General features: G+C 50.0%; 13 protein-coding genes. All 13 read left to right on the top strand.

All coding sequences use genetic code 11. The features are described 5' to 3' along the window. The first annotated feature begins 96 nt into the window (after positions 1-96). The 13 genes from pnp (at position 97) to ABLA33_RS02615 (ending at position 14,517) form a co-directional block, all read left to right on the top strand. The gene (pnp, locus tag ABLA33_RS02675) at positions 97-2,385 is read left to right on the top strand and encodes a polyribonucleotide nucleotidyltransferase (RefSeq protein ID WP_347719139.1); all 2,289 of its coding nucleotides are present in this window, start codon (positions 97-99) and stop codon (positions 2,383-2,385) included. Between the two features lie 241 nt (positions 2,386-2,626). Then, on the top strand, positions 2,627-3,895 hold the full coding sequence (gene purD / locus ABLA33_RS02670; protein WP_347719138.1) for a phosphoribosylamine--glycine ligase: 1,269 nt from the start codon (positions 2,627-2,629) through the stop codon (positions 3,893-3,895). Positions 3,896-4,005: 110 nt separating this feature from the next. After that, positions 4,006-4,971, top strand: a complete 966-nt coding sequence (locus ABLA33_RS02665) for a hypothetical protein (protein WP_347719137.1) — start codon at positions 4,006-4,008, stop codon at positions 4,969-4,971. 13 nt (positions 4,972-4,984) lie between these two features. Continuing rightward, positions 4,985-5,437, top strand: a complete 453-nt coding sequence (locus tag ABLA33_RS02660; protein ID WP_347719136.1) for a YqaA family protein — start codon at positions 4,985-4,987, stop codon at positions 5,435-5,437. A gap of 4 nt (positions 5,438-5,441) precedes the next feature. Further along, entirely contained in the window at positions 5,442-6,314 is an 873-nt protein-coding gene (locus tag ABLA33_RS02655) for a zinc ABC transporter substrate-binding protein (protein WP_347719135.1), read from the top strand. Next, entirely contained in the window at positions 6,289-6,927 is a 639-nt protein-coding gene (locus ABLA33_RS02650) for a metal ABC transporter ATP-binding protein (protein WP_347719134.1), read from the top strand. The genes ABLA33_RS02655 and ABLA33_RS02650 overlap by 26 nt, the downstream gene beginning before the upstream one ends. A gap of 178 nt (positions 6,928-7,105) precedes the next feature. Next, complete coding sequence (locus ABLA33_RS02645; protein WP_347719133.1) at positions 7,106-10,495, top strand: DUF2723 domain-containing protein; 3,390 nt, start codon at positions 7,106-7,108, stop codon at positions 10,493-10,495. Between the two features lie 88 nt (positions 10,496-10,583). Beyond that, entirely contained in the window at positions 10,584-11,195 is a 612-nt protein-coding gene (locus ABLA33_RS02640) for a polysaccharide deacetylase family protein (protein ID WP_009347653.1), read from the top strand. Between the two features lie 619 nt (positions 11,196-11,814). Further along, positions 11,815-11,970: a hypothetical protein gene (locus tag ABLA33_RS02635; RefSeq protein ID WP_347719132.1), complete on the top strand. Its 156-nt coding sequence runs from the start codon at positions 11,815-11,817 to the stop codon at positions 11,968-11,970. Then, entirely contained in the window at positions 11,951-12,910 is a 960-nt protein-coding gene (gene queG, locus ABLA33_RS02630) for a tRNA epoxyqueuosine(34) reductase QueG (protein WP_347719131.1), read from the top strand. The genes ABLA33_RS02635 and queG overlap by 20 nt, the downstream gene beginning before the upstream one ends. Before the next feature lie 119 nt (positions 12,911-13,029). Then, entirely contained in the window at positions 13,030-13,542 is a 513-nt protein-coding gene (locus ABLA33_RS02625; protein WP_347719130.1) for an RNA polymerase sigma factor, read from the top strand. Next, on the top strand, positions 13,532-14,050 hold the full coding sequence (locus ABLA33_RS02620) for a hypothetical protein (RefSeq protein WP_347719129.1): 519 nt from the start codon (positions 13,532-13,534) through the stop codon (positions 14,048-14,050). Before ABLA33_RS02625 ends, ABLA33_RS02620 begins: the two co-directional genes overlap by 11 nt. Further along, complete coding sequence (locus ABLA33_RS02615; protein WP_347719128.1) at positions 14,047-14,517, top strand: DUF4252 domain-containing protein; 471 nt, start codon at positions 14,047-14,049, stop codon at positions 14,515-14,517. Before ABLA33_RS02620 ends, ABLA33_RS02615 begins: the two co-directional genes overlap by 4 nt. Positions 14,518-14,722: the final 205 nt, after the last annotated feature.

Below are 14,722 nucleotides of genomic sequence, written 5' to 3'. Positions count from 1 at the left end.
TAAAAAGGCCTAAAAAACAATTGGTTCTGAAAGAAACTATTATCTTTGCACAATTTTAAGACGAAAATATATTTTTAATAGATCTATTTTATAACGATGAACGTAATTACAAAAACCGTCGAACTGCCTGATGGACGCACCATCAGCATTGAGACTGGTAAGCTTGCTAAGCAAGCCGATGGTGCTGTCATGCTCCGTATGAACAATACGATGCTGCTGGCCACCGTCACCGCCGCAAAAGACGCTGTTCCTGGTACTGACTTCATGCCCTTGCAGTGTGACTACAAAGAGAAGTATTCTGCTGCTGGCCGCTTCCCCGGAGGCTTCACAAAGCGCGAGGGTCGTGCTGGCGACTATGAGATTCTGACGAGTCGCCTTGTCGATCGCGCCCTCCGTCCTCTCTTCCCCAGCAACTACCATGCTGAGGTTTATGTCAACATCATCCTTTTCTCTGCTGACGGTGTAGATATGCCCGACGCTTTGGCTGGTTTCGCAGCTTCAGCCGCTTTGGCTGCCAGCGATATTCCTTTCGATGGTCCTATCTCTGAATGCCGCGTAGCTCGCATTAATGGAGAATTCGTCATCAACCCAACTTTCGAACAGCTCAAGCAAGCCGATATGGATTTGATGGTGGGTGCTACGGAAGACAACATCATGATGGTGGAAGGCGAAATGAAAGAAGTGCCCGAAAGCGCACTCCTCGCTGCTCTCAAAGCTGCCCACGAAGCCATCAAGCCCATGTGCCGCATCCAGAAAGAACTGATGAAGGAACTCGGCACCGACGTGAAGCGCGAATACTGTCACGAAGTGAATGATGAAGAGTTGCGTCAAGAAATTCGCAACGAACTTTATCAGCCCGCTTACGACATCATCGGTAAGGCTCTGCCTAAGCACGATCGCATGGACGCTTTCGATGCTCTCCGCGAGAACTTCAAAGAGAAATATGCTGAAGCACATGCCGACCTGACAGCTGACGAACTCGAAGAAAAGAATACGCTCATCGACAGATACTATAACGACGTAGAACGCGACGCAATGCGCCGTTGCATTCTCGACGAAGGCAAGCGCCTCGACGGACGTAAGACAACGGAGATTCGCCCCATCTGGTGCGAAGTAAGTCCGCTCCCCGCTCCTCACGGCTCTGCCATCTTCACCCGCGGTGAAACACAAGCTCTCGCCACTACCACTCTCGGCACGAAGCTCGACGAGAAAATGGTGGACGATGTACTGGACAAGAGCTACCAGCGTTTCCTGCTCCACTACAACTTCCCTCCTTTCTCCACTGGCGAGGCTAAGGCACAGCGCGGCGTAGGTCGTCGCGAAATCGGTCACGGCCACTTGGCATGGCGCGGTATTAAGGGGCAGATTCCTGAGGATTTCCCCTACACTGTTCGTGTTGTGAGCGATATTCTCGAATCAAATGGTTCCAGCTCTATGGCTACTGTCTGCGCTGGTACATTGTCTTTGATGGACGCTGGTGTGCCTCTCAACAATCCCGTCAGCGGTATTGCTATGGGTCTTATTAAGAATCCGGGCGAAGAGAAATATGCCGTTCTCTCCGACATCCTTGGCGATGAGGACCACTTGGGCGATATGGACTTCAAGACTACAGGTACTGTCAATGGTCTGACTGCAACGCAGATGGACATCAAGTGCGACGGTCTGAGCTACGAGATTCTCGAAAAGGCTCTCGAACAAGCTAAACAAGGTCGCGAACATATCTTGGGAGAGATGCTTAAAACGCTTCCGGCTCCTCGTGAAGACTTCAAGCCGCAAGTTCCTCGCATCGTACAGTTCACTATTCCTAGAGAATTTATCGGAGCTGTCATTGGCCCGGGTGGTAAAATCATCCAGGGCATGCAGGAAGAAACTGGCGCCACTATCACTATCGACGAAGACGAAAGAGGTGGTGTCGTACAGGTTAGCGCTCCCAACAAGGAAAGTATCGATGCAGCAGTTGGTAAGATCAAAGCCATTGTTGCTATTCCCGAAGTGGGCGAAGTTTACGATGCAAAAGTTATTAGCATCATGCCTTACGGCTGCTTCGTAGCATTCATGCCGGGCAAGGAAGGTTTGCTCCACATCTCTGAGATTGCTTGGAAGCGCCTCGAAACAGTTGAGGAAGCCGGCATCAAAGAAGGCGACACAATCAAAGTAAAGCTCCTCGAAATCGATCCAAAAACGGGCAAGTTCCGCCTCTCTCATCGTGTACTCGAAGAAAAGCCCGAAGGCTGGGAGGATCGCCCACAGCGCCGTCCGCGCCGCGAGGGTGACAACCACGGTGAACGTCGTCCGCGCCACGAAGGTGGTTTCCGCGACCATCACGAACGCCGCAATTTTGGCGAAGAGCAGCAAAAGCCGGAAGGCAGCAGCTTCGATTTCTAATCAGAAAATTTATATGATTAAATAGCCATAGGCACTTTGAAATCCCCCGCAGGTCTAACCACCAGCGGGGGATTTTTGTTGCTTGCTTTCTCTTTTGAGTTTTTCACTTATCAGCTGAGCCAATCTAAACAGTCCGATCTGTCCGTGCCCGAAGCTCTACGACACAAAAAAGTATAAAACTTTTGTTATGCAGGGATATTGGCGTAATTTTGCCACTCAAACCTCTATAAACATCAACGTTATGAAACTCTTGCTTTTAGGGAGCGGCGGACGCGAACATGCTTTAGCATGGAAAATAGCACAAAGTCCCAAAGTCGAAAAACTCTACATCGGTCCTGGCAATGCCGGTACGGCAGCCATTGGAGAAAATGTGGAGATAACGCCAACTGACTTCGATGAAGTGGCAGACTTTGTCATCAACTACGAAATTGACATGGTGGTTGTTGGACCAGAAGTGCCGCTTGTTAAAGGTATCACAGATTATTTCCAGCATCATAGTTTGCTCCGCGATGTGAAGATCATCGGTCCTTCTAAGGTGGGTGCACAATTGGAAGGTTCGAAGGATTTTGCCAAAGGCTTCATGAAACGCCACAATATCCCCACGGCCGCTTACGCCACCTTCGACGGCGACCACGTGGAAGAAGGTTGCCGATTCTTAGAGACACTCTCAGCCCCTTACGTCCTTAAAGCCGACGGGCTTGCAGCAGGAAAAGGCGTTCTGATTGTCCCAACACTGGAAGAAGCCAAGAAAGAACTCCGCGAAATGCTCGGTGGCATGTTTGGCAACGCCAGTAGCCGAGTGGTCATCGAAGAATTTCTGAGCGGCGTTGAATGTAGTGTCTTCGTTCTGACCGATGGTAAAAACTATCAGTTGCTCCCCGAAGCCAAAGACTACAAACGTATTGGCGAAGGCGACACCGGACTGAACACTGGTGGTATGGGAAGCGTCACTCCCGTTCCTTTTGCCACTCGCGAATGGATGCAGAAAGTAGAAAAAGAGATTATACGTCCAACTGTAAACGGGCTTGCAGAAGAAGGCATCGACTATAAGGGTTTCATTTTTTTCGGCCTCATCAACTGCGATGGGCAACCGAAAGTTATCGAATACAACTGCCGCATGGGCGATCCCGAAACAGAGAGCGTCATGCTTCGCCTGAAGAGTGACATCGTAGACCTCTTTGAAGGTGTGGCCGAAGGTAACCTCGACCAGCGCAAAGTGGAATTCGATGAGCGCGCGGCAGTCTGCGTGATGCTTGTCAGTGGTGGCTATCCAGGCGATTATCAGAAAGGATTCCCCATTACGGGAGCAGCCGTTGAAGGAAGCGTAGTGTTCCATGCTGGAACAAGCATCAAGAATGGACAACTCGTTACAAATGGTGGCCGCGTTATTGCCGTTAGCTCTTATGGTAAGACACAGCAAGAAGCTCTGGCACAGAGCATGAAAGGGGCAGAACAAATCCAATATGAGGGTAAATACTACCGTCGAGATATCGGAAAAGATGTACTGTAAGTAGGGATAAAGGAATAGGCACAAGAAAGTTGCTACTTCGCGCATCTCTTCGCGCAGTCAGAATCTTTGGGGAGTGTCCCAACAGCCCCCTCGCAACTTTATTCATAAGAATGATTGATAAAAGTTTCAGAAACAAAGTAGTCACTGGGCCGCTCACGCTGCCCATCATGGTCGTCATCGCCAGTATTCTCTGGTTTGTAGTCGACCCCATAACTATTTGGAGTGTCGGAGGTTTGGCTTCGACACTCTTCATGGCTTATTTGCTGATGGAACTCAACAATCGCAACCAATTGCTGCGCATTCGTTCGCGCATGGTGAGCTGTACTTTTTTGATGCTCTCCGTAGCTTGTACATTCACACATTCGCTCAGTTGGCAGATGGTTCCCGCCTATTGTTTAGTGGTGTCCTACCTTCTTCTCTTCAACTCCTATCAAAAGTTGCGTCCAGAAGGCATCATTTTCCACACCTTCTTTTTCCTCGGTCTCGGAAGCCTTGCTTTCCCTCCGATGCTTCTACTCCCCATCCTTTTCTACATCGAAATGGTTGTTCAACTACGTTCGCTCACTTGGCGCACGTTTTTAGCAGGCATTTTCGGGCTTATTATCCCCTATTGGTTTCTTGCCGGCTGGGCGGTGTGGAAGAACCAGCTCGACACGGCTTTTCTCTATCTCCTCCCCTACTTTGAATATCAAATTCCCGACTACAAGAGCATTCCTCTCTGGCAGTACGTCAACTTCGGTTTTATACTGGTACTCGTCTTGTTAGGACTCATCCACTACTATCGCACGAACTTCAACGACAAGATTCGTGTGAGAATGTGTTTCTATATATTTATCATACAAGAACTGGCCATTATTGGCGGCATGGTGGCTTATCCTTGTTTCTTCAATTATCTTTTCCCTCTTCTGATCGTCAATAGTTCTCCACTCATTGCCCACTATTTCACCCTTGCAAAGGGGCGAGTGCTCATGAACATCTGGTTCATCTTTTGGTTAGTCCTCACCTTCGCACTCTATTGTTATAATTCAGGATTACTACCCTTGGAGAGTTGGTTGAAAGACCTACTCCCTCTATAAACAGACTCACACTATGCTTGACTCCCTCCAACAGCTCCTGATCGAAAATGGTGCCCTCGGAATGTTCCTTGCAGCATTTTTGGCTGGAAGTTTCCTCCCATTCAGCTCCGAAGTTGTGATGATTGCTCTGCTCACAGCAGGTACTCCCGCCACAGAACTTCTCATTTGGGGAACGCTGGGAAATGTTCTTGGTGCACTCTTCAACTATTTCATCGGTTCCTTGGGAAAAGAAGAATGGATACAGCAATGGACGAAGGTTTCACCTGAAAAATTAGAAAAAGGAAAGCGAAAAGTACGCAAATATGGCTCTTGGGCAGGACTCTTAGCATGGATTCCTATCTTGGGAAGTGTCATTACTGTGGCCATGGGCTACCTTCGCACCAATCTTCTCTACTCTGTGTTCAACATTGCCGTAGGGAAATTTGCCCGTTATGCCATACTTATCTCTGCCTACAAAGCACTATAAAGAAATGAAAATAAATCGTTTTGCCCTCCTCCTTATCATCAGCGTCCTCCTCACGAGTTGTGCTGGCGAATTGACGGACACCCGTCCGCGCATAGCCGTCAGTATCGAACCGCTGCGCTACTTCACAGAACAGATTGCGGGCGACCACTACAAGGTCACTACACTCATGCCAACAGGAGGAAGCCCTGAGACTTACGAACCAACGCCGCACCAAATAGTGGAGCTCAGTCAGAGTCAACTCTACTTTTCAGTGGGTACGCTGGGGTTCGAACAAACTCAACTGGAGAAAATGGCAGAGACTGCTCCTGAGCTGAAAATCGTTTCACTCATGAAGGGCGTTAATCTCTTGGCAGCACAACATAGTGAAAATAGTTCCAACTCGGCCGACCCACATGTATGGATGTCGACAAGTAATGCCCGCATCTTGGCCAGCAATATTTGCAACGCTTTGTGCGAAGCCGACTCCGCCAATGCTGAGATATACAAAGACAACCTCAAACGTTTCGATGCTCGTGTCGATAGCATTGATGCCGCAATCCGTGCCGAACTCAAAGATGTGAGCCATCGCAGTTTTCTCATCTACCACCCTGCTCTCGGCTATTTCGCTCGCGATTACGGTTTGCGCCAACTAGCGGTAGAACAAGACGGCAAAGAACCTTCTGCTGCACGAATGCAACAACTCATCAGAACATGTAAGAACGAAAACGTCAAAGTGGTATTCATAGAAAAGGAATACAGCGGAAAATCCGCCCGCCGCATAGCGGAGCACTTGGGCGCAAAAGTAAGTATCATCAATCCGCTCGGCTACGACTGGCCAACGGAACTTTCCATCATTTCAAAGGCTTTGAAAAATGAAGGAACTACTCAAGTTCGATAACCTCTGCCTTACTTACGGGCGGAATACCATTCTCGACCACGTCAGCGCATCCATATCTGAGCGCGACTTCATCGTTCTGACGGGGCCCAACGGTGGAGGTAAAACCACATTGCTACAAATCATTGCAGGATTGTTGCCCCCTACCGCCGGAAGCATCGTTTGCCGACCAGGACTCACGCTGGGCTATCTACCACAGTATAGAAGCATCGATCGCGACTTCCCTATCACCGTGGGCGAGGTGGTGCTGAGCGGACTGCAAAACCGCAAACGCCTCTTTGCAAGCTTTTCGCGCCAACAGCAAGAACAGGTCGACCGTGTGCTCGAACGCCTACAAATCAGTCAGTTCAAGGAGCGCCCCATCAAAGGACTTAGTGGCGGGCAGTGGCAACGCGTTTTGCTGGGGCGCGCCATCGTTTCGCAACCCGATCTCCTTCTCCTCGACGAACCCGATACCCATCTCGACCTCGAAGGGAAGGATTTTCTCTACAATCTCTTGCGCGAAGAAAACAACCACAGTGCTGTGCTCCTCGTTAGCCATGATGCCACAGTCAGCAACACCACTATGTGGGAAGTTAAAGACGGCCTGCTCCGTCCCGTTCGCGAGATAGTGTGATAAGCCCTTATTTTTACCCTCAAAATTCCCCTCTTCCTTTCGCCCAAACCGCTCACACAATAAGGCTGTCGGCTCAATAATCCAGACTTCCTTATTGGAATGCCGAAAAATCTTTCTACTTTTGTAAATTGTATTAGAGTGCAATTCAAAAACTATCATAACATATTCAAACACATCAATGAAGCAGTACAAAATTACCAACAACATCATCGGTTGGATTGTTTTTGCTATCGCCGCCTTTACCTACTGCATGACAGTAGAACCTTCGGCGAGCTTCTGGGATTGTCCTGAGTTTATCTCCACGGCAACAAAACTGGAAGTAGGTCACCCGCCCGGTGCACCATTCTTTATGTTAACGGGTAACTTCTTTACCCACTTCACAGGCGACCCTGCCAAGGCGGCTTTTTGCGTCAATATCATGTCGGCGCTCCTTTCTGCCTTGTGTATTTTGTTCCTCTTCTGGACCATCACCCACCTCACGCGGATGCTCATCTGCAAGGACGGAACGGTCACCACTTGGGGACAAATCATCACCATTATGGGTTCGGGCGTTGTGGGCGCTTTGGCTTACACTTGGAGCGACACTTTCTGGTTTTCAGCTGAGGAAGGCGAGGTTTACGCCTACTCTTCCATGTTCACCGCCTTGGTGTTCTGGCTCATCCTTAAGTGGGAAGACCACGCTGACGAGCCACACAGCGACCGCTGGATTGTACTGATTTTCTATCTTACCGGATTGAGCATTGGCGTCCACTTGCTCAACCTTCTTTGCCTCCCTGCCATCGCTTTGGTTTACTACTACAAGCGCCATCCGCAAGCCCAGTCAAAAGGCTCTTTGGTGGCTCTTCTCGTAGGCTTCCTGCTGGTAGCCGCCGTGCTCTACGGCGTTGTCCCGGGCATTGTGAAGGTGGGCGGCTGGTTTGAGCTGTTCTTTGTCAACACCCTCGGAATGCCGTTCAACACCGGTATGGTTGTCTACATCCTTGCCCTCATCGCCGTTGTCTTAACGGCCATTTGGAGTACCACAAAGACCAACCGCACGCTCACCAACGGACTCTACCTCGCCAGTGTCGGCATGCTCGGTATCCCGTTCTTCGGAACAGGCTTTATGTCTGTGCTCATCGGCATCGTTCTTTTAGCTACGCTCTACTTCTTGCTCAACATGAAGCGCAAGGACGGAAAGATGCTGCTGCGCAAGCGCATCCTCAACACGAGCCTCCTCTGTATGCTCATGCTGATGATTGGCTACAGTTCTTATGCTGTCATCGTGATTCGCTCCGTTGCCAATCCACCAATGGATCAGAACTCTCCCGAGGACATCTTCTCGCTGGGTAGCTACCTCAGTCGTGACCAATATGGCCAAACACCGCTCTTCTTCGGCCAAGCTTTCACTTCTCAGCCCGACTTTGATGCCAACGGACAGGCCATTTATAATACCACAACGGAGCACCACCGCAAAGAGAAGACACAAGCTAACGAAGCCGACACTTATGAAGATGTTGAGAGTCTCGAATCTCTGCAATATCCGTCGGGCATGAAGATGCTCTTCCCACGTATGTATTCCAGCGCACATGCGCAGGCTTACAACGACTGGTTGGGAGGAAACATCCAGCTTCGTGATGTCAACTACACCACCTCTGGTGGCGACTTCCAGTATGGCCAAATGCCCTCGCAGTGGGACAATCTGAACTTCTTCATATCCTATCAGATCAACTTCATGTACTGGCGCTATTTCATGTGGAACTTTGCCGGCCGTCAGAACGGCTATCAAAGCAATGGTGAGAAGGAACACGGCAACTGGCTCACTGGTATCCCCTTCATCGACAATGCCATATATGGCAACCAGAAAGAGCTGCCCAACGAATTGCAGCAGGATAAGGCTCACAACGTGTTCTATATGCTGCCGCTCCTCCTCGGCTTGCTCGGCCTTTTCTGGCAAGCTTTCCGCGGCGACAAGGGCGTGAAACAATTCTGGGTGGTATTCTTCCTCTTCTTCATGACAGGTCTTGCCATCGTGCTCTATCTGAATCAGACCCCGATGCAACCGCGTGAGCGCGACTATGCTTATGCTGGTTCGTTCTATGCCTTTGCCATCTGGATTGGTATGGGCGTGGCAGCTTTGGCCGATCTCTTGGGTCGTGCGTTAAAGGCAAGAAAGAAAGCCACGGAAGAGTTTGGCGTACTGCCAGCAGCTGTAGCCTCTGTGCTTTGTGTACTCGTGCCGCTCCAAATGGTGAGTCAGACGTGGGACGACCATGACCGTTCTGGCCGCTATGCTTGTCGCGACTTCGGTTTGAACTATCTCGACACTATGCCCGAGAAGTTGGCCGACGGAACACCTGCCAACCCCATCATTTTCTCAAATGGTGACAACGACACCTTCCCCCTCTGGTACAACCAAGAGACCGAAGGTAAGCGTACGGATGCCCGTGTTTGCAACTTAGAATACCTACAGACGGAATGGTACACCGACCAGATGGTGCGCCCCGCCTACAATTCTCCATCGCTGCCCATTGCGTGGAAGCGTGCCGAATACGTGGACGATGGCAAACATGGCTACTTCCCCATCGTGGATCGCAAGGCCGAACTCGATGCTTTCAAGAAGGCTCACCCCAACGGTCCTGATCCCTACGAACTCACTTACATCATGGACAACTATGTCCGCACGAAGCAGATCTTCCCTACCGACTCTGTTGTGGTGAAGGTGAACAAGCAGAACGTTATCAATCAGGGCATCACCGTGCCAGCAGGTATGGAAATCCCCGATCATATCAGTCTTTCACTGAAATGGGCTGGAAGAGGAATGTCTCGCAAGCAGGTGATGATTTACGAAATGTTGGCGCGCAACAACTGGAAGCGACCCATCTATATGAGCGTAACGCTTGGAGCTGAGAACTATGCCGGCTTGCAGGACTACTTCTGCCTCGAGGGTTTGGCTTATCGTCTCACACCATTCAAGCTCGGCCAAAGCCGCATTGATACGGACAAGATGTACACCAATCTCATGACACGCTTCAAATATGGTAACGTAGCTATGCCGGGCATTTTCCTCGACGAAACCAACCTACGCATGGCACAGACCCACCGCCGCATGTTCTCTATCCTCATAGAGCGATTGCTCAACGAAGGCAAGAAAGACAAGGCGCTCGCCGCTCTGCGCATGTGTGAGAAAGTGTTGCCAGAAGCCACAGTGCCTTACGAATATGCGGATGTTGATCTTGCTACGCTCTGGTTCCATGCTGGCGATAAGGGCAAAGCAGCAAAAGTGGCAAAAGAGGTGGCGCGCCAAAACTGGCAGTATCTCAACTGGGCCAACACGCTGCCACAGGAAACGACGTATGCCTATGCCAACAGTTGCACAAAGACCTTCCTCTACCTCTACCGCTGCGTAGCCCTCCTTCAAGATATGAAGGATAAGGACTTCGCCCTGTGGAACAACCGCGTAAATGCACTGAGCCACACCACGGCAGGTAGCATCGGTTCACAAGGTGTGATGAAGATGATGCAACAGCAGCAAGCTCCACAATCGGATGCTAATGCTGACGAGAATAGCTATAATCTTGCAGATTAACCCCATACTCATGGAGAGAAACGGCCCTTATGGAGTCGTTTCTCTCTTTTTCTTTTTAGCACAACGCTCATAAAATCTCTCTCGAAATATGTTTATCGAACAACCCACCAAATGGCTCCGATGGCTCTACCCGCTGGCACTCTGGCGAATGGACAAGAACGTTCGCGCCGTTTATCTCACCTTCGACGACGGACCTATCCCTGAAGTGACGCCGTGGGTGCTCGACGTATTGGACCATTACGGCATCAAGGCCACCTTTTTCATGGTGGGCGACAATGTGCGGAAGCATCCCGAGATTTACGAGATGGTCAAGCAGCGCGGACACCGCATAGGAAACCATACTTTCAACCACATTGGCTCGCTACGTCATGGCATCAACAGCTATATGCGCAACGTGGAGAAGGCCAACGCCTACCTCCGCACCGACCTCTTCCGACCGCCTCACGGCTGGATGAAACCCGCTCTCTATGTGGCGGCCCGCTTGAAGTATCGCGTGGTGATGTGGGACCTCGTAACGCGCGACTACAGTAAGCGCCTCAACGGTCGCGACGTGTTGCGCAACGTGCAGCGTTATGCACGCAATGGAAGTATCATCACTTTCCACGATTCGCTCAAATCCCACGACAAAATTCTCTATGCGCTCCCTCGCGCCATCGAATGGCTTCGCGATCAGGGCTATGAATTCAAAGTGTTCGATTAGGGCACGAAAAATCAAAAAAAACTCTCGCTTTCCTTGACATTGACATAAGCACCAAGAGAAGGCAAAAAATCTCTATTCAGTGCCATCTGCGGCTTTCTGCGTGAAATCTGCCCTTATGGGTGATAGATGTAACACGCAAAAAGCCCCAGATGGCGCTGATTTTCTTGTTTTTCCACGGATTTTCTCTAAAACAAAGCAAAATTAGGCGGGAGATAGCAACAGTTTTCCTTATTATGTCAGCCAACGCAATAAGGATGTCAGCTGGGGCAATAAGGGTGTCAGCCCATAGCCTTATTGTATCTGCCAACAACCTTATTCTCCCTCTCCTTCAGCAAGCCTCATCCAAGGACCTACTTACTCCGTGATGGATTTCAACCGATTCTCAGAGCTTAGAAAATAAGAAGTAGATTGACAGAAGGAGGCTCTCCAAGAGATTCTCCCAACCGTTGAGGAAGCCATACCTGCTAAACTTTCCTAAGAGCCACTACAGCTTGAAGAGAAAGGAGCCAACTTTCAGTATTTCAAGTTTTTTAAGAGGAAAAAGTTGCAAGAGAGGCAAAGAAAAGCATAAATTTGCCTTATCCTTCCAAAGAGGGAATAACATCTAAAAACTATTGCTATGGATTACGGTAGAGAAGACTACAACGAACGCGACGAACGCTATCGTGAAGAGGCTGAAACGGACAACATGAAGCTCCAAACTGCCTACGAACGCCGGCGACGCATGCAAGAGAAAGACGACTGGTATTCGATTCATGACGAAGACAACCCCTGATGAGCCTTCTTTTCTGACAGGAGGCATACTGAACACATCACTTATCAAAGCCGAGGCACTACGTCTCGGCTTTTCGGCATGTGGACTGGCACCGGCAGAACCGGTGGATAAGGTTCATGCCGAAAGAAGGCTACAGTGGATCAGCGAGGGACGACATGCTGATATGCAGTATCTGGAGCGCAACATGGACAAACGGCTCGATCCACGATTGCTGGTGGAGGGGGCACGAACAATAGTTTCCGTGGCGCTCAACTACTATCCGGCTGAAAAACTCAGCGGGTGGGCGCTCTCGCGCTATGTTTACGGACAGGACTACCACGAAGTGATGAAAGCACGCCTCCGACAACTGGCAGAGCATATCCCGCCCAAAGAGGGGTATGAAACGCGCGTGTTTGTGGACACCGCACCGCTGGATGAGCGATACTGGGCGTGGCGGTGCGGACTGGGCTGGCAGGGACGCTCGGGACAGCTCATCCTGCCGAAAGGTGGGACATATTTTTTCCTGGGAGAAATCGTTCTGCCCTATGAAGCCGACGCCTACGACACGCCCATAGAGAATCGCTGCGGCACGTGTCATGCGTGTGTCGACGCCTGCCCTGGTCAAGCGCTTCGGGGCGATGGCACGCTCGATGCTAACCGCTGCTTGAGCTATCTGACCATAGAAAATCGTGGCGACCTACCACCTGGGACGGAAGAGAAAATGGGGACGTGCTTCTACGGTTGCGACCGCTGCGCCGAAGTTTGCCCGTGGAACAGGTTTGCCAAACCCACCGAAGTGGAAGAGTTCCGTCCCAGCGAACAACTGCTACAAATGACACGCGAGGATTGGGAACAACTTACCGTCGAACAGTATCGCGCCATTTTCAAAGGGTCGGCAGTGAAGCGCGCCAAGTTTGAAGGGTTGAAAAGAAATATAAAAGCTTTAGCTAGAAAAAAATAAAATTTATTTTTCACTGTGTTTCAAAACATTAGATACAACATACAGAAAAATATGAGAAAAAACATTCATAGGAGTGTAACTTTTGTCGGAGTCCTCCGTCAGTATAGCAGAGAGTGATTATGCAAGACATTGACTTCAGATATGATTTGTTGCCTCTGAAGAATAAACTCTTCAGACTTGCCCTGCGCATCACGCTCGATTCGGCAGAGGCCGAAGATGTTACGTCTGACACACTGATAAAAGTTTGGAACAAACGGGAAGAGCTAAGAGGCGTTGAGAGCATCGAAGCTTACTGCATGACCGTTTGCCGAAACCTTGCCCTCGACCGCCACGAAAAGAAGGAAGCACAAAACCTTTCGCTCGAGGCCTATGAGATAGACGCCACCGACAATTCCTTTACGCCGGATGAGCAACTGGAACGCGACGAAAAACTACGCAAGGTGCACGAACTCTTCAACCAGCTCCCCGAGCGACAGCGCACCATCATGCAGCTCCGCGACATTGAGGAAAAATCCTACCGCGAGATAGCAACCATCATGGGGGTGAGCGAAGAAGTGGTCAAAGTGACACTCTTCAGAGCACGCCAAGCCATCAGAAAGCAATACGATAAAATTGAGAATTATGGATTATAAGTATATAGAACAACTCCTGGAACGCTACTGGGTCGCCGAAACGACCGAGAAAGAGGAAAGTATCCTCCGTGCGTTCTTCAGCCAGTCCGATGTGCCCGCACATCTGCTGCAATACAAGGATTTGTTCTCCTACGAACAATCCCAAGCTGAAATATCCCTGAGCGACGATTTCGACGAGAAGATTCTCCAAAAGATAGGTGCAACAGAACCTCAGACAATCGTGGTTCGCGCAAAGCGGGAGAGCATTTTCCGCTCTCTGCGTCCGCTCTACGAGGCTGCCGCAGCCATCGCCATCGTTGCCATGGTGGGCTACAGTGCAAGCAGCTATCTCAACAAGCAGAATAGCCAAAGTCCGTGGGACTATAACCCCGCAAGCTATCAGGACTCCTACCAGTCGGCCCAACAATCCTATAAGGTAGTGCAGGACGGTTTGGAAATGTTCCAAAAAACAGCCAGCGCTGACTCTACAAAACAAAACGACAACCCAAACAGCGCACACGAAGAATGAAACGCCTTCTCAGCATCCTACTGCTGGCGCTGACCTCCCTGACAGTTGCGGCACAGCACGAAACAGACTTTGCTCTTCATTTCATGAAGACATACGCCCAAGGCACAAGCCTTACGTGCAAAACAGTAAGCCCAACCATGATGTCCGCAATGTTGCAGTCCGACGCCATCAACAAAGACAAGGACACAGAGAGCCTCCTACGACAAATTCGCAGCGTTCGCATCATCTCTAACGACAAAATCTCGGAAACGCAGACTCTCCACGAAAAGGCCGAGGCACTCATCAAAGCCAACAAAGGACGCTACCAGCTCTACGATACCTTCGACGGAAAGAACCTCTACACACGCAAACGCGGTGAGACCTTCGTGGAAGTGGTGCTCATAACAAAACAAGAAGGACACCTCTACATCATCGACTTGACAGGAAGCATGACAGAGGCCTTCATCAAGGAGATTACAAATTCATAAAAGATATACATTGGTTTGCCTCGAACCGCGGGGCTTTGAAGAAACAAACATCGCTGCTCAATTATTAAAACAATCAATCACGACCCAGCCCCCACGGCGACAACGGTTGGACGAAATCCGATGGGATTACAAAAAAGGGAGACTCTAACGAGCCTCCTTTTTTCGTGTATTCAGACAGGTTATTACAGCATCTTCATTAAAAAAA

The sequence above is a fragment of the uncultured Alloprevotella sp. genome (assembly GCF_963536905.1).
Taxonomy (GTDB): Bacteria; Bacteroidota; Bacteroidia; order Bacteroidales; family Bacteroidaceae; genus Alloprevotella.
The sequence above is the reverse complement of the archived record's forward strand: the minus strand, read 5'-3'. Positions and strand labels throughout refer to the sequence as shown.

Bases quoted from the DNA above. Each gene is read 5' to 3' on its own strand.
- pnp (WP_347719139.1), top strand. From the start codon at position 97: ATGAACGTAATTACAAAAACCGTCGAACTGCCTGATGGACGCACCATC.
- purD (WP_347719138.1), top strand. From the start codon at position 2,627: ATGAAACTCTTGCTTTTAGGGAGCGGCGGACGCGAACATGCTTTAGCA.
- ABLA33_RS02665 (WP_347719137.1), top strand. From the start codon at position 4,006: ATGATTGATAAAAGTTTCAGAAACAAAGTAGTCACTGGGCCGCTCACG.
- ABLA33_RS02660 (WP_347719136.1), top strand. From the start codon at position 4,985: ATGCTTGACTCCCTCCAACAGCTCCTGATCGAAAATGGTGCCCTCGGA.
- ABLA33_RS02655 (WP_347719135.1), top strand. From the start codon at position 5,442: ATGAAAATAAATCGTTTTGCCCTCCTCCTTATCATCAGCGTCCTCCTC.
- ABLA33_RS02650 (WP_347719134.1), top strand. From the start codon at position 6,289: ATGAAGGAACTACTCAAGTTCGATAACCTCTGCCTTACTTACGGGCGG.
- ABLA33_RS02645 (WP_347719133.1), top strand. From the start codon at position 7,106: ATGAAGCAGTACAAAATTACCAACAACATCATCGGTTGGATTGTTTTT.
- ABLA33_RS02640 (WP_009347653.1), top strand. From the start codon at position 10,584: ATGTTTATCGAACAACCCACCAAATGGCTCCGATGGCTCTACCCGCTG.
- ABLA33_RS02635 (WP_347719132.1), top strand. From the start codon at position 11,815: ATGGATTACGGTAGAGAAGACTACAACGAACGCGACGAACGCTATCGT.
- queG (WP_347719131.1), top strand. From the start codon at position 11,951: ATGACGAAGACAACCCCTGATGAGCCTTCTTTTCTGACAGGAGGCATA.
- ABLA33_RS02625 (WP_347719130.1), top strand. From the start codon at position 13,030: ATGCAAGACATTGACTTCAGATATGATTTGTTGCCTCTGAAGAATAAA.
- ABLA33_RS02620 (WP_347719129.1), top strand. From the start codon at position 13,532: ATGGATTATAAGTATATAGAACAACTCCTGGAACGCTACTGGGTCGCC.
- ABLA33_RS02615 (WP_347719128.1), top strand. From the start codon at position 14,047: ATGAAACGCCTTCTCAGCATCCTACTGCTGGCGCTGACCTCCCTGACA.